Annotated in this window: 15 protein-coding genes; 13 read left to right on the forward strand and 2 right to left on the reverse strand. The window is 66.3% G+C overall.

Annotated elements, in window-relative coordinates; all coding sequences use genetic code 11:
• Window positions 1-353 precede the first annotated feature (353 nt).
• Window positions 354-1,619, forward strand: coding sequence for an HNH endonuclease (locus ABLE94_RS24690; RefSeq protein ID WP_348810166.1), 1,266 nt, complete (start codon window positions 354-356; stop codon window positions 1,617-1,619).
• 453 nt (window positions 1,620-2,072) lie between these two features.
• Here ABLE94_RS24690 and ABLE94_RS24695 read toward each other — a convergent pair whose 3' ends face one another.
• Window positions 2,073-3,599 (reverse strand): peptidoglycan recognition protein family protein, encoded by a 1,527-nt coding sequence (locus ABLE94_RS24695; RefSeq protein ID WP_348810167.1) that lies wholly within the window; start codon window positions 3,597-3,599, stop codon window positions 2,073-2,075.
• 275 nt (window positions 3,600-3,874) lie between these two features.
• Between ABLE94_RS24695 and ABLE94_RS24700 the strand changes: the two genes are divergently transcribed.
• Entirely contained in the window at window positions 3,875-5,437 is a 1,563-nt protein-coding gene (locus tag ABLE94_RS24700; protein WP_348810168.1) for a SpoIID/LytB domain-containing protein, read from the forward strand.
• Between the two features lie 6 nt (window positions 5,438-5,443).
• Here the strand turns inward: ABLE94_RS24700 and ABLE94_RS24705 are convergent, their stop codons facing one another.
• A complete protein-coding gene (locus tag ABLE94_RS24705) occupies window positions 5,444-6,121 on the reverse strand; it encodes a GAF and ANTAR domain-containing protein (protein ID WP_348810169.1) in 678 nt (225 codons plus the stop codon).
• 112 nt (window positions 6,122-6,233) lie between these two features.
• Here ABLE94_RS24705 and glf point away from each other — a divergent pair, with 112 nt between their 5' ends.
• From glf to fadD32, 11 genes are all read left to right on the forward strand, one after another.
• Window positions 6,234-7,451 carry a UDP-galactopyranose mutase gene (glf, locus tag ABLE94_RS24710; protein ID WP_348810171.1) on the forward strand — a complete coding sequence of 406 codons (1,218 nt, stop codon included), beginning with the start codon at window positions 6,234-6,236 and terminating at the stop codon, window positions 7,449-7,451.
• An 86-nt stretch (window positions 7,452-7,537) separates the two neighbouring features.
• Complete coding sequence (locus ABLE94_RS24715; RefSeq protein WP_348810179.1) at window positions 7,538-9,436, forward strand: glycosyltransferase; 1,899 nt, start codon at window positions 7,538-7,540, stop codon at window positions 9,434-9,436.
• Window positions 9,417-10,154: a phosphatase PAP2 family protein gene (locus ABLE94_RS24720; RefSeq protein WP_425476276.1), complete on the forward strand. Its 738-nt coding sequence runs from the start codon at window positions 9,417-9,419 to the stop codon at window positions 10,152-10,154. Before ABLE94_RS24715 ends, ABLE94_RS24720 begins: the two co-directional genes overlap by 20 nt.
• A complete protein-coding gene (locus tag ABLE94_RS24725; RefSeq protein WP_348810172.1) occupies window positions 10,151-11,071 on the forward strand; it encodes a decaprenyl-phosphate phosphoribosyltransferase in 921 nt (306 codons plus the stop codon). Before ABLE94_RS24720 ends, ABLE94_RS24725 begins: the two co-directional genes overlap by 4 nt.
• Window positions 11,058-13,430, forward strand: coding sequence for an arabinofuranosyltransferase AftB family protein (locus ABLE94_RS24730; RefSeq protein ID WP_348810173.1), 2,373 nt, complete (start codon window positions 11,058-11,060; stop codon window positions 13,428-13,430). The genes ABLE94_RS24725 and ABLE94_RS24730 overlap by 14 nt, the downstream gene beginning before the upstream one ends.
• 318 nt (window positions 13,431-13,748) lie before the next feature.
• Window positions 13,749-14,777, forward strand: coding sequence for an alpha/beta hydrolase (locus ABLE94_RS24735; RefSeq protein ID WP_348810174.1), 1,029 nt, complete (start codon window positions 13,749-13,751; stop codon window positions 14,775-14,777).
• A gap of 349 nt (window positions 14,778-15,126) precedes the next feature.
• A complete protein-coding gene (locus ABLE94_RS24740; protein WP_348807298.1) occupies window positions 15,127-16,539 on the forward strand; it encodes an alpha/beta hydrolase-fold protein in 1,413 nt (470 codons plus the stop codon).
• A 270-nt stretch (window positions 16,540-16,809) separates the two neighbouring features.
• Window positions 16,810-17,352, forward strand: a complete 543-nt coding sequence (locus tag ABLE94_RS24745; RefSeq protein WP_348807288.1) for a DUF732 domain-containing protein — start codon at window positions 16,810-16,812, stop codon at window positions 17,350-17,352.
• Between the two features lie 37 nt (window positions 17,353-17,389).
• Window positions 17,390-18,403 carry a cutinase family protein gene (locus ABLE94_RS24750; RefSeq protein ID WP_425476277.1) on the forward strand — a complete coding sequence of 338 codons (1,014 nt, stop codon included), beginning with the start codon at window positions 17,390-17,392 and terminating at the stop codon, window positions 18,401-18,403.
• 284 nt (window positions 18,404-18,687) lie between these two features.
• Window positions 18,688-19,695, forward strand: a complete 1,008-nt coding sequence (locus ABLE94_RS24755; protein ID WP_348807286.1) for an LLM class F420-dependent oxidoreductase — start codon at window positions 18,688-18,690, stop codon at window positions 19,693-19,695.
• 319 nt (window positions 19,696-20,014) lie between these two features.
• Window positions 20,015-21,937, forward strand: coding sequence for a long-chain-fatty-acid--AMP ligase FadD32 (fadD32, locus tag ABLE94_RS24760; RefSeq protein ID WP_348807285.1), 1,923 nt, complete (start codon window positions 20,015-20,017; stop codon window positions 21,935-21,937).
• Window positions 21,938-22,077: the final 140 nt, after the last annotated feature.

Here is a 22,077-nt window from a genome sequence, read left to right on the forward strand (position 1 = left end):
CCGCGGCTGCCGCGGGTGTTTTTGTTGTCTTCACAAACCACAAATCATGCCCCGGCAGCCGCTCCCACCAGCGCAAACACGCCGCGCAACCTCACAACCCGCGATCTACGGCTGTAGTACTAGCCGCCGCGTTGAGCTCCGTCGAAACGAAGTCCGTGTCGAGACCAGGTGAGACAAGGCTGGAACCCGTACCACTACAACGTCTCCCGTGAACGTGCCGCGCTATAGCACAGCCCACCGACAAGGGATCGACGCCGACGCTAGGTTATCCACAGACCAAAAGTTATGCACAACAACAGGATTCACGACACTGACCCTTGCGTCGACCGCCAACCCGGCGTACTGTGGTGGACATGACATCGGGGGAACTTGACACCACCATCGACTTGTTGTCGGAGCTTGACTTCGCCACCGGCAGCCTCACCCACGAGGACGCAAAGAGCGCGCTGCATGCCATCCTGCTGATCCGCAATCTGGTCGATCACCACGCCAGTGTGCTTGTCGGACTTTGCGATCACCTGAAGGTTGCAGAGAAGGAGGGTCGCAAACTGCAGGAGCTCCTGCTCGAGTGGGGTGTCGCCCCGGCCTCGGCGTCCCGCATGATCCGCCTGGGTACCACTCCCGATATCGACCGCGTACACCGCCACACCGCGCTGGGCACATTGTCGGCCGAACACGCCGACGCCATCGTCCGAGGATTGACGCACATCGAGAAACGATCCGGCGAACCCGTCACCGCCGAAGAACGCGACGCACACAGCATTGCCCTACTCGGGCACGCGACCGCCGGGTTCACGCCCGCCGAGATCCGTGACTACGCCAAGAGTCGCGGGAATCAGCAGGCCGACGACACCGATGGTCTACCGGCGGGCGAAGATCGCAGTATCAACACGCTGGACTTTCACGATTCCGACGACGGACGACTCACCGTCACCGGCGATCTGCATGCCGTGCTCGGGGAGAAACTACGGACCGCGATCGAAGTGTTGTCGGCGCCACGACCCCAACCCGACGGGTCCCGCGATCCACGCTCGGCCGGGCAAATGCGTGCCGACGCCCTCGAGATCATCCTGGACACCGCCGCCCGTGTCGCCACCGGACAGTACTGCGACGACGACGGGCCACGCATGCCCACCGAACTGGTCAACCTCACGATCCCCACCGGCACGCCCTCGTTGGCATCGCTGCGGTTCATGGGATCGGTCACCGAAGCCACCGCCCGAAAACTGTGCTGCGACGCCACCGTCGGTGTGATGATCGTCAGCAAAGACGAGGTACCCCTGTCACTCGGACGGACGATCCGACTGTTCAACCGGGCCCAACGCCGCGCGTTGACGCACCGCGACAAAGGGTGCATCAAGTGCGGTGCGCCGCCTTCGCGGACCCAGGCGCACCACATCGTCCATTGGATCGATGGCGGCGAAACCTGTGTGGAGAACGGCGCTTTGCTCTGTTCGTCCTGTCATGACGATGTCCACCATAACGGATGGGACGTCGTCATGGGAGCCGACCACCACCCGTGGTTGATCCCACCGGAAACGGTTGACCCACAACGCCGATGGCTGAGGTCGTATCACCGCAAGACCATGACGTTGGATGGATTGCCGGGTGCGGCATGATAATTCGAGTTCCAGCCTCGGGTTGCGAGGTCTCCTTGCGTTGAGCTCCGTCGAAACGACACGGCTCGTCGTTTCGACGGAGCTCAACGCGGCGGCTAGCGCTCCTCACCGGCTCGACCCACGGGCAAGGGACTCGACCGACGGGCAAAGGGACTCGACCGACGGGCAAAGGGGCTCGACCGGCTGGCAAAGGGGCTCGACCGGGGAGATGGGGGCTCGGATCGAGCAGCTGGATAAGGGAACTACCAGCGCCCATAAAGCCCACAGATAGACAACAGACCAACCAACCCGCACCCGGCCCCGGCTGGGACCGCATCCGTTCTTTGACAAATCCACAGTGAAATGTAGACGCCGACAAGAGGTGTCGTGCGCTCGACGGCCCCACGTCGCAGGGGTGCGCAGCGTGAGATGCCTCGGCGGGTCCAGCCTGCCGTGAGGGCAAGTGAGTGAATACTATTGCGCCGGTGCGATCACCGGTGGATTCGTCGGTGCAACTGGCTCGGTCTCACTCGGTGCGATCTCGGGTTGTGTCTCCGCCGGGGGCGGGGCGATCGCCCCGGCCAGGCCGCGGATCTGCGTTAACGCCGGATAGCCCAGGATCCCCGGGCAGGAGGTGTTGTTGTAGTCCCGGTGTCCCGCGATCATCGGCATGTGTGTCTGGGTTCCGGCGGGAAACTTGCTGTCGGAGAAGTACTCCGACGTGAGGTCGGCAGTCCCCGCAGGATTCAGTCCCGCCAGGTTCAGGCGCCACTTCAGGAACCGGCCGGCCGAGGCGATCATCGGTCCGCTCGGCGCGATCTCGTCGAGATTGCCGATCATCGACAGTCCCACGGTGTCACGGTTGAATCCGCCGGTATGCGTGCCTTCGACGTTGCGGTCCAGACCGCCGAATGCGCCCTCGAAGGTCTGGCCGTACTTGTCGACGAGAACGTTGTAGCCGATGTCGCACCAATTGAGAGTGCGTGCGTGATACGCGTAGATACCCCGGACGATCTCCGCCGACTGCTGCGGTGTGTAGTCATTGCTCCCGGCCGTGTGATGCACGATCGCGCCACGCAACGTCGGAGACAACGACGGCTGAGAGCAGCGGATGGACTCATCGGCACCCCACGCCGCCCGGGAGATCACCTGAGGACCACCGGACAGCGTCGTCAGCATCGACGATCCGAGGGAGAGCAGGCTGTCCGGATTGAGTAGGGTCGCGGTCAACTCAGGGAAGACCGTGCCGGCGAGGTTCTTCACGATCTCGGCGCCACTGCCGACGACGAGATCGAGGAGGCCGCTGCCGGTGTCGCCGGCGGCAAGCGTCGCGGGAATGGCGAGACCGTCGGCGGCCAAGGCGACCTGGATCTCCTTCGCGCCGCCCACCCACACGGGTTCGGTGCCGCCCGGTTGTCGCGCCGACGGCTCACCCGATGTGTGAATCGGTTCGAGCTCGATCCAGTCGCCCCAGCGTCCATTGGGCTGCTTGGCCCGAAGCAACATCGTCTGCTCGTCGGCATTCCACACCGGCCTGGTCCACGTGAATCCGACCATCTTGAACGGCGTGTCCCGCACAAGATGCTTCACGAGTGCACCTACCGGGCGACGCCCCGACGGGGCGCTGCCGGACGGTGAACCGCTCGCAGCCGAAGGCGAAGTTGTCGACGGCGAAGTTGCCGACGGCGAAGTTGTCGACGGCGAAGGGGCTGCACCGGACGGTGTGGAAGTGGCCGGAGCAGGCACATCATCGGCCACCGGCATCTGCGACAAATCGAGGCGGGGCAGGGTGATCCCCGCCCGGCCCAAGCCGGATCGCGCGAGGTCGAGTGCGGTGGCCGGGACATCGCGGAGTTTCACCGTCGCGCTCTCGACGGCGTCGGTCGGCGCGTCCTCGAGGCTGCGTTGGGTGTCCACCGCGCGAATATCCGCCGATCGCTGGGCGCCGGCGTCGACGAGGAAGCCCGCCCCGACGATCACGGCGATGGCGGCGATCATCATCGAGGGTCTGCGTCGCGGGTATCGCACGGGTGGTCCACTCCTTCACGTCGGTATGGCCCGGTGGGCTCTCGTCCGCACCGGCCGCGCTGATCCTCCACGGCCGACGTCGACGACGCGCCGACCCCACGCCGCGTACCCACAACATGTGATGTGGTTGTTATCTCCTGTGGTTGGTGATTCTCAAGAGACTTGTCTATCGTCACTTGAGTCACATAAACACCATCCGTAACAGCCGGTTGCGGTGTTCCGGCCGAAGGGGGAGGTGTGTTCGAGCGATGGCGACTCGCCTGACACGAGCGTTGACGACCCGGGTTCGCCCCGGTCTGGCGCGTCGACGCCGCACCTCATCGGCGATCGGGGCGGCGGCCGCACTGACGCTCGTCGGGGGTATCGCGTTGGTCGGGACCACCGCCGACCGCGCACCCGACATCGGTCTCACCGCGGGCTCGGAGATCACCCTGATCGGTCACGGATACGGCCACGGCCGCGGTATGGGCCAGTACGGCGCGTACGGCTACGCCAAACGCGGCTGGTCGTATCAGCAGATCCTGCAGCACTTCTACGGCAACACCACGGCCGGACGTCCGGCCAACCCCGAGATCCAGGTGGGTTTGACCAACGTCGGCGGCGTCAGCGTCCGTTCCGATGCGGGTATGCGCGTTGGCGGGCAGCCCGTCGAAGCCGGCCAGGCGGTCAGCCTCGCGGGCAACATGGCCAACATCCTCTCCGGCTGCGGCGGCTCGGTGATCCGTTCGGTGCCGCTGACCCAACCCTTCGTCGATCCGGTCAACGCCGCGCCGAACCGGCCCGCCAACGAATTCCTCAAACTGTGCGGCTCCAACGCCGCCTACCGCGGATCGCTCGGGCTCGATGGCGGCCGCGTGGTCAACAAACTCAACGTCGACGACTACGTCAAGGGCGTCATCCCGCGCGAGAGCATCCCCGGCTGGGCCGACTCCGGCGGCATGGAGGCCCTCAAGGCGCAGGCGGTCGTCGCGCGCAGCTACGCGCTGGCCGCGATCGCCGGCGGCAAGAAGATCGACGACACGCAGAACTCCCAGGTGTACGGGGCCGTCGCGGGTGAGGACCCGCGGACCAACGCAGCGGCCGATGCCACCGCGGGCCAGATCCGGCTACAGAACGGTCAACCCGCCTTCACCGAGTTCTCCTCATCCACCGGCGGGTTCAGTGCCGGCGGCAAGTTCCCGGCGGTGGTCGACGACGGTGACGCCGGATCGCCCAACCACGACTGGACCGCGACGGTGAGCCCGAGTGCGGTGGCAGCGGCCTTCGGGCTGGGCAGTCTCGACAAGTTCGAGGTGATCGAGGCCAACGGTCTCGGCGCCGAGCACGGCCGCGCACTCAAGGTGCGTGCCACCGGTGGTGGCCGCAGCGTGGAGGCGACCGGCGAGGAGGCGCGGACCAAACTCGGTCTGAAATCGTCGTGGTTCTCCGTCCAGGGTCAACAGACGCCGCCGGCGATCGTGAAACCGCCGACCGGACCCGCCGGTGGGGCCGGGTCGCTGGATCTCGGTTCCCTGGGCGGGCTCGCCGACCAGCTCCTGCCCGGTGCCGGTGATCTCCTCAGCGCGGCGACCAGCGCATTCCAGGGGCTGTCCGGCGACCTCGGTGGCATCACCGGACCACTCGGCCAGGCGCTGGGCGTGCCGACGCTGACCCCAGACGGCGCGGGCGTCACCCAGCTGTTCCAGAAGGGCATGATGTTCTTCTCGCAGCAGACCGGCGCGCACGCACTCGCCGGGCAAGGACTCGCGCGGTATCAGGCGCGCGGCGGAATCCCGGTGCTGGGCTTCCCCAAGCGCAACGTCCTGCGGTAGCGGGCGTCAGCTCCCCGGACCTGCGGCCACCACGCCGCCGGCCACATCGACGAGCTTGGTGTTCGACTCCTGGGACAACTTGGCCAGCAGGTAGAACGCCGCGTCGGCGTCGATGCGGTACCGCTCCATCAGCATGCCCTTGGCCTGCCCGATGAGATCACGCGACGACAGGGCACGACGCAACTGTTCCTTCTCTCGCACCGCGGCGAACGTCGTCGAGCAGTGCGCCGCGAATACCTCCGCGAGCGCCTGCGCCTGCGCGTCGAACGCGTCGGAGGAATGGCTGTGCAGGTTGAGTGCCGCGAAGTCGCTGCCGTCGATGTAGAGGGTGCAGCACAGCATCGAGGCGATCCCGGCCTGTGCGGCGGCCGCGGCGAACCGGGGCCAGCGCTCGTCGCGGGTCATGTCGGTGATCGACACGGTGGCGTCGTCGACCGCGGACCGCACGCACGGTCCCTCGCCGAGTTCGCGTTGGATGTCGTCACAGCGAGCAGCACCGGCGCCGACCGCGACCGGCGTCTCGATCTGTCGTCGTGTGACCACCGTGACACTGGCCTCGTCGGCGCCCGGCACGGTTCCCACCGCAGCCGCCGTGATGGCACGCAGCACGTCCTCGGCACCGTCACTGCGTATCCGCAGCTCGTTTACCAGGGTGGTGATCAGCGACGTCATGTCCGTCGTCAACTCGAGTCCTCCTCGCCGGGACAGAGAAAACCAACTCCATAAGGGTACGACGCGCAGCCGTTGCCTCGTGGGTCGGCGAATCCTCAGGTTCGGTCCGTTACGCTGAACACCCGTGGCATCCAATAGCAGCGCAGCTCCTGACTCGTACCAGGGCTACGACCTGATCGTCGTCGGATCCGGCTTTTTCGGCCTCACCGTCGCCGAACGCGCCGCCACCGAGCTGGGCAAACGTGTCCTCGTCCTCGAGCGGCGTCATCACCTCGGCGGCAACGCCTACTCCGAACCGGAACCCACCACCGGCATCGAGATCCACAAGTACGGCGCACACCTGTTCCACACGTCCAACAAGAAGGTGTGGGAGTACGTCAACAGGTTCACCGACTTCACCGGCTATCAGCATCGCGTCTTCGCGATGCACAAGGGACAGGCCTATCAGTTCCCGATGGGACTCGGCCTGGTCGCCCAGTTCTTCGGCCGCTATTACAGCCCCGACGAGGCGCGTGCATTGATCGCCGAGCAGGCCAGCGAGATCGACGCCGCGGATGCGACGAACCTCGAGGAGAAGGCGATCAGCCTCATCGGTCGCCCTCTGTACGAGGCCTTCGTCCGTGATTACACGGCCAAACAGTGGCAGACCGACCCGACGGAACTGCCGGCCGGCAACATCACCCGCCTCCCGGTGCGCTACACCTTCGACAACCGCTACTTCAACGACACCTACGAGGGATTGCCCGTCGACGGGTACACCGCGTGGCTGGAGAACATGGCCGCCGACGAGCGGATCGACGTCCGGCTCGACACCGACTGGTTCGAGGTCCGCGACGCGGTCCGCGCCGCCAACCCCGACGCGCCCGTCGTCTACACCGGGCCGCTGGATCGGTACTTCGACTACTCGGCCGGGCGGCTGGGCTGGCGAACCCTGGATTTCGAGACCGAGGTGCTGCCGACCGGCGACTTCCAGGGCACCCCGGTGATGAACTACAACGACGCCGACGTGCCCTACACCCGGATTCACGAGTTCCGGCACTTCCATCCCGAGCGGGACACCTATCCGTCGGACAAGACCGTCATCATGCGTGAGTACAGCCGATTCGCCACCGACGACGACGAACCGTATTACCCGATCAACACTCCGGAGGACCGCGACATGCTCGCCACCTACCGGGATCTGGCCAAGGCCGAGACGGTCCAGGCCAAGGTGCTCTTCGGTGGGCGCCTGGGCACCTATCAGTACCTGGACATGCACATGGCGATCGCCAGCGCGCTCACCATGTTCGAGAACACGCTGGCACCGCACCTGGCCGACGGCGCATCGTTGACGGGCCGGTGAACCGGAGTGAAGCAGACCGGAGTGAAGCAGGCCGGAGTGGAGAAGACGAGGCAGTGACCGTGACCCAAACACAGCCCGAGACCACCATGGCCGAGGAGTCCAAGGCCGTCGAACTGTTGCAGCGGGTGATCTTCCCGCGGCCCGGTGAACCGGTCGACGTGCGGTCGCTGTACCTCGTCGAATCGTGGGGCAACAGTCGTCGCGCACACTCGCCGAGCCGCACCTCGGTGGTTCTCGGCGCCGAGTCCGAGGTCAGCTTCGAAAGCTACTTCAACGCCTTCGCCGCCGCCTACTGGCGCCGCTGGAGTGTCCTGAGCACGGTGGTGCTGCGTGTTGAGGTCATCGGCACCTGCCGGGTGGATCTGTACCGCTCCAAGGTCGACGGTTCCCGGATCGGTATCGGCGGGGATCTGATCGCCACCGACGAGAACGGCCGTGGCGTCATCGAATTCGAGTTGGACCTCGGGCCGTTCGAGGACGGCGGCTGGATCTGGTTCGACATCACCACCGACACCGAGACCGAAATCGTCTCCGCCGGTTGGTATTCGGCGATCGAATGCCCGCAACCGGCAGACACCAAGCGGGTCACCGTCGGTATCCCGACGTTCAACCGGCCCACCGATGCCGTCAATGCGCTCGCCGCCCTCACCTCGGATCCGTTGGTGGACGAGGTGATCGACGCCGTCCTGATGCCCGATCAGGGCACCCGCAAGGTCGTCGACGAACCCGGCTACGCCGAGGCCGCCGGAGCGCTCGGCGAGCGACTGCGCATCTTCGATCAGGGAAACCTCGGTGGTTCGGGCGGGTACGCGCGCATCATGTATGAGGCGCTGCGACTGACCGACAGTCCGTATGTGCTGTACATGGACGACGACATCGCCATCGAACCCGACTCGATCCTGCGGGCCCTGGCGATGTCGCGATTTGCCAAATCCCCCATGCTCGTCGGTGGGCAGATGCTGAACCTGCAGGACCGCAGCCACCTGCACTGCATGGGTGAGGTCATCAATCACCACACCTTCATGTGGACGGCGGCGCCGTTTGTCGAGTATGACCACAACTTCGCCCAGTACCCGCTGCGTGACCGCGAGAACTCCAAGAATCTGCATCGGCGCATCGATGTGGAGGGCAACGGCTGGTGGATGTGCATGATCCCGCGGCAGTGCGCCGAGGAGATCGGCCTGCCGATGCCGTTGTTCATCAAGTGGGATGACTGGGAATTCGCTTTGCGCGCAGCGAAAGCCGGCTATCCGACGGCGACGGTGCCGGGAATTGCCATCTGGCACATGGCGTGGAGCGACAAGGACGACGCCATCGACTGGCAGGCGTACTTCCACCTGCGCAACCGGCTCGTCGTCGCGTCCATCCATCACGACGGCCCGATCAAGGGCATCTTGCAGTCGATGGCGAAGGCGACAGCGAAACATCTTCTGTGCCTTGAGTATTCGACCGTCGCTATCCAGAACGAGGCGATCCGGGACTTCCTGGCCGGTCCGGATCACATCCGTTCGCTGTTGCCGACCGCGCTGCCCAAGGTGGCCGGCATGCGCAAGCAGTTCTCCGACGCGGTGGTCCTGCCGTCGGCGACCGAACTGCCCCGGACCAGTGGTGAGGCAACGCATCTGGGCACCAACATCCCAGAGGGCGCGGTGGCCAAGCTGCGGGCGCTCGCCGGTGTGGTGGTCAACAACATGCGTCCGGCCGACCCGCGGCATCACGAAGTGCCCCAGGCGAATTACCCGCCCATCGAGGCCCGCTGGTTCTCGCTGGGCCGGGTCGACGGCGTCACCGTCACCACCGCCGACGGTCGGGGCGTGGTCTACCGCAAGCGTGATCGGGACACGATGATCGCCCTGGCCCGCGAGTCGGCAGCCCTGGTCCGGGAGTTGAACGAGCGATTCGACGAGATGCGCGAGCTCTATCGCGGCAAACATCAGGAATTGACCAGTAAGGAGAGCTGGGCGGGTGTCTTCGGAATCGACTGACAGCGACGTCAGCACGGTCAGTGTGATCGGCCCGGCACCCACCGGGGAGGCGGCGGCCCTCGTCGCGATCCAAGGTGCTCTCGCGGATCGGCCCGGTGTGCTGCCCGCGGCGCGCGGGCTCTCGCACTTCGGCGAGCATTCGCTGGGGTGGCTGGCGATCAGCGGTATCGGTTGGGCGCTGGCGGTACGCCGCGACGACGAGGTGGCCCAGCGCCGCTGGATCGAGGCTGGTGTCGGTGCCTTCGGTGCCCACGCCGCGTCGGTGATCATCAAGCGCATCGTGCGGCGCCGGCGACCACATGACCCGCGCATCGTCGTCGGGGTGTCGACGCCGAGCCGATTGAGCTTCCCGTCGTCGCATGCCACGTCGACGACGGCGGCGGCCATCCTGATCGGTCGCGCCGCCGGATTACCGCCCTACCTGCTCCCGGCCGCGCTGGTGCCGCCTATGCTCACCTCGCGACTGGTACTCGGTGTGCACTATCCGAGCGACGTCGCCGCCGGTGCGGCGATCGGTGCCCTGAGTGCCGGTGCCGTCGTTGTCGGCGATCAGTTCATCGAGCGCGCCGCCGACACCGCGGCCCGCCATCCGACCACAACCCGGCTCGCCGGCGTGGCCGCCCGCCTCGGTGCGCTCGCACTGGTGCCGGGATCGACGGCCCGCCTGGTGATGTCGCAACTGGTCGGTGGGAAGTTCAGCAACAGGGAGAACGCATGAGCGAGGAGCCGATCGAGCACGGGAAGGTCCTTGGTCCGCCCAAGAACCTGACCGCCGGGCTCATCAAGGCGGTCCGTCCACGTCAGTGGGTGAAGAACGTCCTGGTTCTCGCCGCGCCGCTGGCCGCGGGCAACATCACCGACTCCACCGTCCTCTGGCGGGCCGGCATCGCCTTCATCGCCTTCTGCATGGTGGCGTCGTGCATCTACCTGGTCAACGACTCGATGGACGTCGAGTCCGACCGTAATCACCCGACGAAGCGTTTCCGCCCCATCGCGGCCGGCGTCGTCCCGGTGCCGTTGGCCTACACCCTCGCGGTCATCCTCGGCGCCGGATCGCTCGCGGTGGCCTTCGTCGCGAACTGGCAGACCGCGGTGGTCATCGCCATCTATCTGGTGATCCAGCTCGGCTACTGCTTCGGTCTGAAGAACCAGGCCGTCATCGACATCTGCATCGTGTCGTCGGGCTTCCTGCTGCGGGCCATCGCCGGTGGCGTTGCCGCCGAGATCCGCTTGTCGCAGTGGTTCCTGCTGGTCATGGCGTTCGGGTCGCTGTTCATGGCCGCCGGCAAGCGTTACGCCGAGCTGCAACTCGCCGAACGCACAGGAGCGAAGATCCGCAAGGCGCTGCAGTACTACACCACCACGTACCTGCGGTTTGTCTGGACGCTCGCGGCCACCGCGGTCGTCCTCTTCTACGGTTTGTGGGCCTTCGACAAGAACTCCGACCACGACACAAACGTCGCCTACGCCTTGTCGATGGTGCCGTTCACCATCGCGATCCTGCGGTATGCGGTCGACGTGGACGGCGGCGAGGCCGGTGAACCCGAGGAGATCGCGCTGGGTGACCGCGTACTGCAGGTCCTGGCCGTGGCCTGGATAGTATGCGTGGGTGTCGCGGTCTATGCAGTCTCCTGATCGACCCGCCGACGACCGCCGCACGGCCGACGAGGCGTCGCGGCGTTCGGCGCGCAGAGCCCAGCCCGAGCCGGACGACAACCCGACGCGGTGGCTGCGACTGAATCTCGACGACGAGGGCGCTGTCAGCGATGACGAGAGCGCTGTCAACGGGGACGAGAGCGCTGTCAGCGACGACAAGGGCGCTGTCAGCGACGACGAGAGCGCTGTCAGTGACGACGAGGGCGCTGTCAACGGGGACGAGAGCGCCAAGCCGCGTCGCCGCTGGGGTGGTCGCGAGTGGACCGCCACGATCAGTTTCCTGATCGGTACGGTCGCCGTGACCATCTTCTTCGCCATCGGTGCCTGGCAGCGTCGCTGGATCGCCGACGACGGCCTCATCGTCCTGCGTACCCTGCGTAACCTCTTCGCGGGCAACGGCCCGGTGTTCAACGCGGGGGAGCGGGTCGAGGCCAACACCTCCACCGCCTGGACCTACCTGTTGTGGTTCTGGGCGTGGGTGACCGACGGTCAACTCGAATACGTCGCGCTATGGGTGGCGCTGGTGCTCTCGGTGGCGTCCATCCCGATCGCCATGTACGGCACGGCCCGACTGATGGGGACCCGCCTCGGTGGCATCACCGGCGACGGCTACACATTGCTGCTGCCGCTCGGCGCGATCATCTACATCGCTCTCCCGCCCGCCCGAGACTTCGCGACCAGCGGACTGGAGAACGGTCTCTGCATCTTCTGGGCGGCGACGCTGTGGTGCCTGCTGGTGTCGTGGAGCAGGCGGCCTAGCCGACGACGTTCCGGCGACGACGGAACCCGGTGGGGTGCCGCGGCCACCCTGTTCCTCGCGTTCTGGGCCGGTCTGGCACCGTTGATCCGCCCCGAACTCGCCATCGTCGGCGGCATCGCCCTGATGTTGGTGTTTCTCGCCCCGCTCGGATGGAGGATGCGCGTCGGTGTGGTCGTGGTGGCCGCGGTGCTGCCGGTGGGCTACCAGATCTTCCGGATGGGCTATTACGCGCTGCTGGTCCCGAATCCGGCGGTGGCCAAGGACGCCAGCGGCTCCAAGTGGCATCAGGGATTCCTCTACCTGGCCAACCTGTTCGGCCCGTACACGCTGCTTCTGCCGGTGATCCTGGCGTTCGTCGCCGGGATCGTGCTGATCGTCGGTGTGCGGCTGCGGCGATCCCGGCCGACGGCCGCCGCCCCGACGCCTGCTCGCCCGCAGTCGCGGCGCGAGCGCGTGGCCGGCTGGTCGGCGCGCCTGCAGACGCCGAGTGCGGTGGTGATCGCAGTACTGCTCGCCGGCGCCGTCGTCTTCGTGTACTGGCTGCGTCAGGGTGGCGACTTCATGCACGGCCGAGTGCTGCTGACCCCGCTGTTCATCCTGTTGCTGCCGCTGATGGTCATCCCGGTGACGATCCCGGTCCACGGCATCCTCGCCGCATTCCGGCGGACCCCGGGCGCGAAGCAGCAGCCAGACACCGACGACATCGCAGCCGATACCGACGCGGTCGACGACATCGCAGCCGATGCCGACGCCCCAGCGGATGACATCAACTCCGAGGCCTCCGATCAGCCCGGCACCGACCCCGACCGCAACCGACGCACGCGACTTCAGCTGGTCGGTTCGGCCCTGATGCTGGGCATGTGGGTCGCGACGGTGATCTGGGCGGTCGCCGCGCACGAGACCGTGCTGCCCAATGCCGGTATCGACATCGGTCGTAGCGGCATCGTCGACGAACGCCGTTTCTACGTCACCAACATGGGCAACGAGAATCCGGTGACCGCCGAGGACTATCTGCACTACCCGCGGATGCAGGCGATGGTCGAAAACATCGAGAAGTACCGCACCGAGGGCGGGGTACTGCTGGCGTCGTTCAACTACGACGAGTGGTATATCGCCAAGCTGCCGGAGCGGACCCCGGCCGACAAGCGGCAACTCACGGTGTACTTCCTCAATCTCGGTATGACGAGCATGAACGCGCCGCTCGACGTGCGCGTCGTCGATCAGATGGGCCTGGCGTACCCGCTGGCCGCTCACACCGAGCGGCTCGAGGACGGCCGCATCGGGCACGACAAGGTGTTGCCGTCGGAGTGGGTGGTCGCCGAGGCCGGTGCCAACCCACGCAAGCCGGTGCTGCCGGGATACCTCGACGAGGACGTGGTGCGTCAGGCTCAGGTGGCTCTCACCTGCCCCGCCACCCAGGACCGGTTCGCCTCGTTCGAGGAGCCGTGGTCGTGGTCGCGGTTCAAGCGCAATCTGGTGCAGTCTTTCGGGTTCACCGACTACCGGATCAATCGCAATCCCGAATACGAGATCCAGCGCTGTGGCCTGCAGATGCCGGAACGTCTCAACCCGCGGTGATGCGCGGTCTCGCACGGGTCGCGCACAGAAGTTGCGAGAAATGATCTCGAATCGGTAACGTGCCGCGCGGCGCGATCGATAGAACGACCGTGAACAAGACGTCCGGTGACGTCTGTCAGCACCAAACTGAGAGCGATGTGAGAGAGATCACAGAGTTTGTCAGGGTTCGGCAACTCACATAGGCTGCCGAAAGTCGTGTGCGAGCGATCGCACGAGCATGTGGTGTTGGGGGTCAACCGGAGGTCGTCGTTGTAATCCGGCGTGGGCGGACCGATCTGACGGGTCCGTGACGCCGGTGACAGAGGGAGATTTCAGTCGATGGGTGCAGGTGAGATGAAACCGAAGGCGACCGGTGGGTTCCGGCTCCGCAGTCGGCTGGTGGCGGTCGTGGTCGCCGCGCTGACGGTGGCCGGACTTGTGGGAGTGGTTGCCGGTTCCGGTCAGGCGGATGCCCGGATCAACGGCACCGGCCTCCAGAACAACTTCAGTATCGACGCCTGCGGAATGCCCACCAATGGGGCGTTCGGCAACAAGTCGATGGCACCGGGCCGGGTCAACGTCCGCACCTGGTTCAAGCCGGGCAATCAGCGCACCGTCATCATGCTCGACGGTATGCGCGCCCAGTACGACTACTCCGGCTGGGAGATCAACACCAACATCCAGGAACTGGTCAAGCGAGGCATCAACGTCGTCGAGCCGATCGGCGGCCCGGCCAGCTTCTACACCAACTGGAATGCGCCCAGTAACTTCAACGGGCAGCAGCGTCGGTACATGTGGGAATGCGTCATCCAGAATCGTCTGGTGCCGGCGCTCAAGCAGCGTGGCTACAAGGGCAAGAACGGCAAGTACGCCATCATGGGTATCTCCTCGGGTGGTAACGCCGCGCTGTCGCTGGCCGCGCACCGCCCCGACCTCTACTACGCCGCCGGCTCGCTGTCTGGCTACAACTTTTTGAGCGCCCCGGGCATGCACACGATGATCCGGCTCGCGATGCTCGACGTCGCACCGGCGCCGTGGAACGTCGACGCGATGTGGGGCCCGCCGTGGGATCCGCGCTGGTACGACAACGACCCGTCGATGCTCATCAACCGGATGCACGGGATGAAGATCTTCGTCGGCTCGGGTAACGGCCTGTTCGGTCGGTACAACGCACTGCCGAACGTGTTCGACGACCTCTTCAAGGGTTCGACGCTCGAGGTGCTCGCCTTCACCCAGGCCAAGGCCTTCGAGGGGCTGGCACTGATCAACGGTCTGCCGGTGATGAGTCACTACGCCAACGGCACCCATGCCTGGGGCTACTGGCAGGACATGGTGTGGAACGCCTACGCACAGGGCTTCTTCCGCTGATCCGCTAGACGCGGCAACTGCTCTACCGACCCCGGTCGGAACCACTGGTTCCGGCCGGGGTTTTCGCATCGGCCGGTCACCCGGTCGGGACGCTACATCTGTCCGCCTAGATCACAGAAGTCACAAAAATCTCATCTGCCACAGCGTGGCGTCCCCGCCCGACGCGCATGACCGTGTAAGAAACACCTGAGGCTAAATGACACCAGTGAGATTTTTGTGACTCATGTGGTGTTCGGGAGGACAATCCCCCGTGGCGACGGGTCGTCGGGGTGCGAAGGAGCTCAAGGGAATGCGAACAGCGAGTGCGGGGCGGCCACGGTGGCGCAACCCCGTCCGAATGATCATCACGATGGTGGTGATCGCCGTGGTGGCAGCGGCGTGGACGTTGATCGGGCAGCAAACCGCACACGGCGCACCGGCACCCGCGCCGGCCGCGCCACCGGCGACCTCCCCGGCACCGTCACCCGCCTCCCCGGCACCGGCGGAATCTCCGGCCCCGGCGGCCAGTCCCGCGCCGGCCGCAGCGCCCGCGGCGACGGCACCCGCCCGCGTCACCAAGACGTACTGGTACACCGACCGCCGGGTCGCCCTGTGGGTGTTCTCGCCGGCGATGAACACCGAGATCCAGGTGCAGATCCTGCTCGCCCGCGACTGGTGGGCCAATCCTCGGGCCAAGTTCGCCCAACTGACGATGCTCGACGGCCTGCGTGCCCAGGATGACCAGAGCGGCTGGATCATCAACACCGACATCGTGAACTTCTATCAGGACAAGAACGTCAACGTCATCCTGCCGATCGGTGGCGAATCCAGCTTCTACACCGACTGGCAGCAGCCGGACAAGGGCAAGACCTACAAGTGGGAGACCTTCCTCATCCATGAGCTCCCGCCGATCCTGGAGGGCGACTGGCGGTCGACCGACGTCCGCGGGATCGAGGGGCTGTCGATGGGTGGCTCCGCGGCGATGATGCTCGCGGCCCGCAATCCCGGTTTCTACAAGTTCGCCGGTTCGTTCTCCGGCATCCTTCAGATGACGTCCTACGGCATGCCGCAGGCGATTCAGTTCGCCCTGCGCGACGGTGGCGGCTACGACGCGATGAAGATGTTCGGGCCGCCCAGCGATCCGGCCTGGAAGGAACACGATCCCTACCTGCTGGCCGACAAGCTCCAGGGCACCAGCCTCTATATCTCCTCCGGGAACGGAATGATCGGCCCGCACGACTCACCGTCGGACATCCCGATGCTGGCCACCAACTACTCCGGCGTCGGCCTGGAACTACTCTCCCGGGTCACCTCGCAGCAGTTCGCGATCAAGCTGAACCAGTTGGGGATTCCCGGTCAGGCCGTCTACCGGGCATCGGGCACCCACACCTGGCCGTACTGGGAGTTCGAGATGCATCAGGCATGGCCGCAGGCCGCCGCCGCACTCGGCCTGTCCGGCGACAAGGTCAGCTGCCGTCCCAGCGCCGCGTTCAAGAAGGTCGCCGACCGCGCCCGGATCGGTGCCTGCCTCACGCCGGAGTACGCCGTGCCAGGCGGTCGGGCACAGGACTTCGCCGGCGGACGCATCATCACCGGACCCAAGGGCCCGAAGGTGGTGGGTGGGGCCATCGGCGGCGCCTACGCGGGTGCCGGCGGACCGGGCGGCAAGCTCGGCCTGCCCACCGGGGACGAACAGAACTGGCGCGACGGCGGCAAGTTCCAGACGTTTGAGCACGGTCGGATCAACTGGACACCGCGCGGAGGTGCCGTACTCGCCCGGTGACCGAACCCGACATGAACACGCAGGAGCCGCTCCACACCACGTGGGGCGGCTCCCGCGTGTGATCCCGGGGACATCGGAGTGTGCCGGGCCTGAGAGCTCTCTGTGGAATCCATGGGTTTTCCGCAGATCACGTGTTCCCGCGGCCGGATTCGTCGGAGGTGTTGGGTAGCCTTGCGCTGGCGGTCCGCACACCGACCGGTGAGCGTTGGCCCGATGTTGTTTGTGCCGTGCTGTTTTCACGGCGCGAGACGTGGAAGCGATGACGAAGTGATGATGACCAAGTACCTCAGGCTCGGCCTGATGATGATGGGCGCCGCGTTGGCGTTCGGCTCGCTGACGGCGTGTTCGGATGATTCGACCGCGAGTGCCCCGATCACCAGCAACCCGGTCACCACCACCTCGCTGTACTCGGCGTCGTCCAGTGCGCCCTCGTCGTCGGCCGCCGCCGACTCCTCGTCCCCCGATTCGGCGACATCGACCACCGCTGGTTCGAGTCTGCCCGCCACGGCACCGCGTACCACCGCGGCGGCGTCGGGTTCGTTCGTCGCACCGTCGGGTCAGGCCCTCGATCCCAAGGCCAAGCGGTATCTGCAGGCCCTGCGCGATCAGAACGTCACCCTGCTCGGCGACGAGGACAACGGCGTCGCGTTGAGCGTCGCGATCTGGGTGTGTGAGGCCCAACGCAAGAACACCGATCCGGTGACCACCAAGGGGTATGTGGTGGCGCTGGTGGCGCCCGGCACCAACAGCACGCAGGAGGCCAACGCCAAGGCCGACAAGGTGATCAAGGCCGCCGAGGATTACTACTGTTGAGCGCGGGATCACCGCTTCTGAGCGGACACCCTGACCGGTGAACGCCGCCCGCCGATCTCGCCGTGCCCGATCGCGCCCGGCCCGCCGACGCATCCTGCCGCTGATGCTCGCAGCGGTCGCCCTGCTCGCGATCATCGCCATCGTTCTCGTCGTGCTGTGGGTGCAGGGTCTGCGTGGCGGTGCGCCGCAACCGCCGGGCACCTCGACCACGCCGTCGACGCCGTCCACCCGCCCCGAGGCGCAGTCTGCCGACTGTCCGGACGTGTTGACCCTGGTGGTGCCGGGTACCTGGGAGTCGGCCGCCGATGACGACCCGGACAACCCCACGGCCAATCCGCGATCGTTGATGCTGCGCGTCTCCTCGGCGCTCAAGGAGCAGTTCCCCGAATCGCGGACCGAGGTGTACACGGTTCCCTACGTGGCGCAGTTCCGTAACCCGACCAACCTCAACGACCACCAGGCCGACTACAACGACTCGCGGACCCAGGGCTACAAGCGGGCCGCGGGCAAGATCATCAGCACGCACGAGCGTTGCCCGCTGACCCGTTACGTGATCATGGGCTTCTCACAGGGTGCGGTGATCTCCGGTGATCTCGCCTCGGCGATCGGAAACGGGCGGGGCGGGGTGCTACCCGCCGAGGATGCCGATCTCGTCCTCGGCGTCGGATTGATCGCCGACGGTCGTCGGCAACCCGGCGATCAGCGCGACATCACCCCGAGCCCGCCGGGCGTCGGAGCCGAGATCTCGCTGAGTGGAATGGGTACGCTCGTACCGGGAATCACGATGACCGGACCACGCACCGGCGGATTCGGCAGCGTTCGCGACAAGGTCGTATCCATCTGTGCGCCAGGCGATCTCATATGTGACGCGCCCACCGTCACCAATCCGCTGGGCGCGGTCAACCAGTTGCTCGGCGCATTGAACAACCCGGTGCACGCCCTCTACGCGACACCGCGGTACTGGTCCCACGACGGCGCCACCGCCACCCAGTGGATGCTCGGCTGGTCGCAGAACCTGATCGACGCGGCGCCCCGCCCGGCCCACAACTGACGGGCGCAACAAGCGCCGCCTACGAGCCCGTGTGTGCGCCGCGCCGCGATGCAGGAGGAAGAGCGAGGAGCGTAGCGACGATGCGATGACGACGACGAGCGGTGCAGGTGGGCGCACGCACGCGCGATTCGCGGAGCGATCGCAACCAAGCACCGTTTGGTGAGCTCACGGGCCTGCATTAACGTTGTGGGCTGGTTCGGCGATGTCCCCCAAAGTGGGGGAGATCCTCCGCCGGAACATCGACGACGCCGGGCAGGTACCGCCGGGCACGAGGAGAGACGCGTATGACCCAGGTCGAGCCCGCCGGGCCGGGCCAGAGCACTGTGCGCAAGTTCCGGTTCGGCGCGGGTGGCGAGGGCAACAAGGACGAGGGCGGCGCCCGTAAGTTCGTCAAACTCGCGCAAACCGCCGAAGAGTACGGATACGACACGTTCGCGGTACCGGATCACCTCGGTAATCAGGTCGGACCGCTGGCCGCGCTGGGTGCACTCAGTCAGGCCACCAGCCGTATCCGCCTCGCCACCTCGGTGCTGGCCAACGGCTTCCGCAATCCGGCGATCCTGGCCAAGGAGGCCAACACGATCGACGTGCTGAGCAAGGGACGCCTCGAACTCGGCATCGGCGCAGGCTGGATGAAAGAGGAATTCGACAAGGCGGGTATCCCGTTCGAATCGCCCGGCGTACGCATCCGGCGTCTCGACGAGTCGCTGACCATCCTCGACAAGCTGATGCGCGGCGAGACCGTGGACTTCGACGGCGAGTTCTATCAGATCAAGGGACTCGAGGGCACGCCGCGGCCCCGGCAGGGACCGCGCCCGCCGATCGCCGTCGGCGGTGGCGGCCCCAAGATGCTCGCGCTGGCAGCCAAGCACGCCGACATCATCTCGGTGGCGCCGGGCACCACACCCGACGGCAAGATGAAGCTCTCCGACATGACGATCGAGAAGACCGCCGAGCGCGTGGACCGCATCCGTGCGGCGGCCGGCGACCGATTCGACGACATCGAGATCAATTGGACCATCGCGGTCATCGTCATCACCGACGATCGGCAGGCCACCGCCGAGATGGCTCTCAAGGCGCTTGATCAGGGGTATCCGCCGAACATCGCCCGCGACGCCGAGTTCACCGTCGACGATGTGCTGAGCTCGCCGTACATCGCGATCGGCTCCTTCGAGGAGATCGCCGATCAGATCCGCGAGATCCGGCGCCGGACGTCGATGTCGTACGTCGGGGTGTTCCCGACCCAGATGGACGCGTTCGCGCCGGTGATCTCGCTCCTCAAGGGAGAGTAATGTGTGACCTCGGTCTGGCGGCGCACCCGGACACCGGATATGCGTGAACCCGGTGGTGTCCGCCCAGGTGAGGGGCCTGCAGTCACGTGATCGGGCTGCAGGATCACAAAAAGCGGACATGACGATCACGCGAAGCGAAACCGAAGACGCGACTGCACTACCGTGAGGCGGTAGTCGCGAGATGAGTACCGATGCGAACACCGATGCCCGAGCAGTCGAGCGTCATCGTTGTTCGTGGGCGCCGCGGGGTGTGCCACGAGAAAGGTACGCACTCACCTGCCCGGCAGGGGAGTGACGTGGGGGCCACAGGAGTAGATGGATGCTGAACACTGAATTCGACCAGTTCCTCGACGAGAACGGTCAGCTGCACTTCACCGAGGACGCGACGCTCGTCGACTATGTCGAGCGCAACGTCCGCGACGCGGCCGACACCCTCGCGTACCGATTCATCGATTACAGCCGTGAACGTGACGGTGAGCGTCAGGACCTCACCTGGGCACAGTTCGGCAAGCGACTGCGCGCGGTGGCCGCCCGACTCCAGCAGGTCACCAAGCACGGGGACCGGGTCGCCATTCTCGCCCCGCAGTCGTTGGAGTACGTCATCGGCTTCTTCGCCGCGCTCTACGCCAGCAACGTCGCCGTACCCCTGTTCAGCCCCGATGAGCCCGGCCACACCGACCGCCTGACCGCGGTCCTCGCCGACTGCGAACCGACCGCCATCCTCACCTCCACCAAATCCGCCGAGGCGGTCCGCAACTTCTTCGCCGACCGCCCCGCCAAGGAACGTCCTCGTGTCATCGCCGTCGACGCGGTCCCCGACTCCGTCGGCTCCGGCTGGGTCGCCCCCGTCGCCGGCAAGGACCACAACAAGGACACCGTCGCCTACCTGCAGTACACCTCCGGCTCCACCCGCGTACCGGCCGGCGTGGAGATCACCTACCAGGCCGTCGCCGCCAACGTTCTGCAGATCTACGACTGCATCGAGATCGACCGCAACGCCCGCGGCGTCACCTGGCTGCCGATGTTCCACGACATGGGACTGCTGACGGTGATCCTGCCCGCGCTCGGCGGAAAATACATCACGATCATGAGCCCGCAGGCCTTCGTGCGCCGCCCCGGCCGCTGGATCCGTGAACTCGCCGCCGACGACGACAACGCCCCCACCTACGCCGCCGCACCGAACTTCGCCTACGAGCACGCCGCCGCACGCGGACTGCCCAAGCCCGGCGAGACCCTCGACCTGTCCAACGTGATCGGACTCATCAACGGTTCCGAGCCGGTCACGGTCGGCTCGATGAAGAAGTTCAACGACGCCTTCGGTCCCTACGGCCTGCCGAAGACCGCGATCAAACCCTGCTACGGCATGGCCGAGGCCACCCTGTTCGTCTCCGCCACTCAGCGCGACAACGAGGCCAAGATCATCTACGTCGACCGCGACGAACTCAGCGCCGGACGAATGAAGATCATCGACTCCGACGCCCCCAGTGCCGTCGCACAGGTGTCCTGCGGCCAGGTCGCCCTGAGCCAGTGGGCCGCCATCGTCGACGCCGCCGACTACGACGAGACCGGCACCGCCACCGAGAAGGCCGACGGCCAGGTCGGCGAGATCTGGCTGCACGGACTCAATATCGGCGCCGGCTACTGGAACAAGCCCACCGAATCCCAGCGAACCTTCCACAACACGATCGACGTGCCGCTGCCCCAGGGCAGCCACACCGACGGGGCACCCGAGGGCGCCGAATGGATGCGCACCGGCGACTACGGCGTCTGGTTCGAAGGTGAGCTCTACATCACCGGCCGCGTCAAGGACCTCGTCATCGTCGACGGCCGCAACCACTACCCGCAGGACATCGAGTTCAGCGCCCAAGAGGCCAGCACCGCGCTGCGCCCCGGTTTCGTCGCCGCCTTCGCGGTCCCGGCCAACCAACTCCCCGCCGTCGTCTTCGAACAGTCGACCAGCGGTCTGAGCTTCGACCCCGACGACGCCTCCGAACAACTCGTCATCGTCGCTGAGCGCGGACCGGGCAAGAAGACCGACCCGCAGGAGATCGCCGACACCGTCCGCGCCGCCATCGCACAGCGCCACGGCGTCATGGCCCGCGACATCCTCCTCGTGCCCGCCGGCTCCATCCCCCGCACCTCCAGCGGCAAGATCGCCCGGCGCGCCACCAAGGCCGCCTACATCGACGGCAGCCTGCGGGGTGGGTACAAGCAAACAGCTTTCCCGGATGCGGGCGCTTAGCGGCGTGCTGACTGGCGCCGCTTCCGGCGGCGCGGGTGTTTGCGCCCTTGAGCACCGCTCGTCGTCGAAGACGACGCCGCGAAGATGTGGCGTCCGCTCCGCGTCCGCGAGTGTTCGGGCCCGGAGGCGCCACTCAACCC

It is taken from the genome of Gordonia sp. VNK1, from assembly GCF_040049135.1.
In the GTDB taxonomy this organism is placed as follows: domain Bacteria; phylum Actinomycetota; class Actinomycetes; order Mycobacteriales; family Mycobacteriaceae; genus Gordonia; species Gordonia oleivorans.

Coding starts and splice junctions, on each gene's coding strand:
- ABLE94_RS24690 (WP_348810166.1), top strand. CDS start 354: ATGACATCGGGGGAACTTGACACCACCATCGACTTGTTGTCGGAGCTT.
- ABLE94_RS24695 (WP_348810167.1), bottom strand. CDS start 3,599: ATGATGATCGCCGCCATCGCCGTGATCGTCGGGGCGGGCTTCCTCGTC.
- ABLE94_RS24700 (WP_348810168.1), top strand. CDS start 3,875: ATGGCGACTCGCCTGACACGAGCGTTGACGACCCGGGTTCGCCCCGGT.
- ABLE94_RS24715 (WP_348810179.1), top strand. CDS start 7,538: ATGGCCGAGGAGTCCAAGGCCGTCGAACTGTTGCAGCGGGTGATCTTC.
- ABLE94_RS24725 (WP_348810172.1), top strand. CDS start 10,151: ATGAGCGAGGAGCCGATCGAGCACGGGAAGGTCCTTGGTCCGCCCAAG.
- ABLE94_RS24730 (WP_348810173.1), top strand. CDS start 11,058: ATGCAGTCTCCTGATCGACCCGCCGACGACCGCCGCACGGCCGACGAG.
- ABLE94_RS24735 (WP_348810174.1), top strand. CDS start 13,749: ATGGGTGCAGGTGAGATGAAACCGAAGGCGACCGGTGGGTTCCGGCTC.
- ABLE94_RS24740 (WP_348807298.1), top strand. CDS start 15,127: ATGGTGGTGATCGCCGTGGTGGCAGCGGCGTGGACGTTGATCGGGCAG.
- ABLE94_RS24745 (WP_348807288.1), top strand. CDS start 16,810: ATGATGACCAAGTACCTCAGGCTCGGCCTGATGATGATGGGCGCCGCG.
- ABLE94_RS24755 (WP_348807286.1), top strand. CDS start 18,688: ATGACCCAGGTCGAGCCCGCCGGGCCGGGCCAGAGCACTGTGCGCAAG.
- fadD32 (WP_348807285.1), top strand. CDS start 20,015: ATGCTGAACACTGAATTCGACCAGTTCCTCGACGAGAACGGTCAGCTG.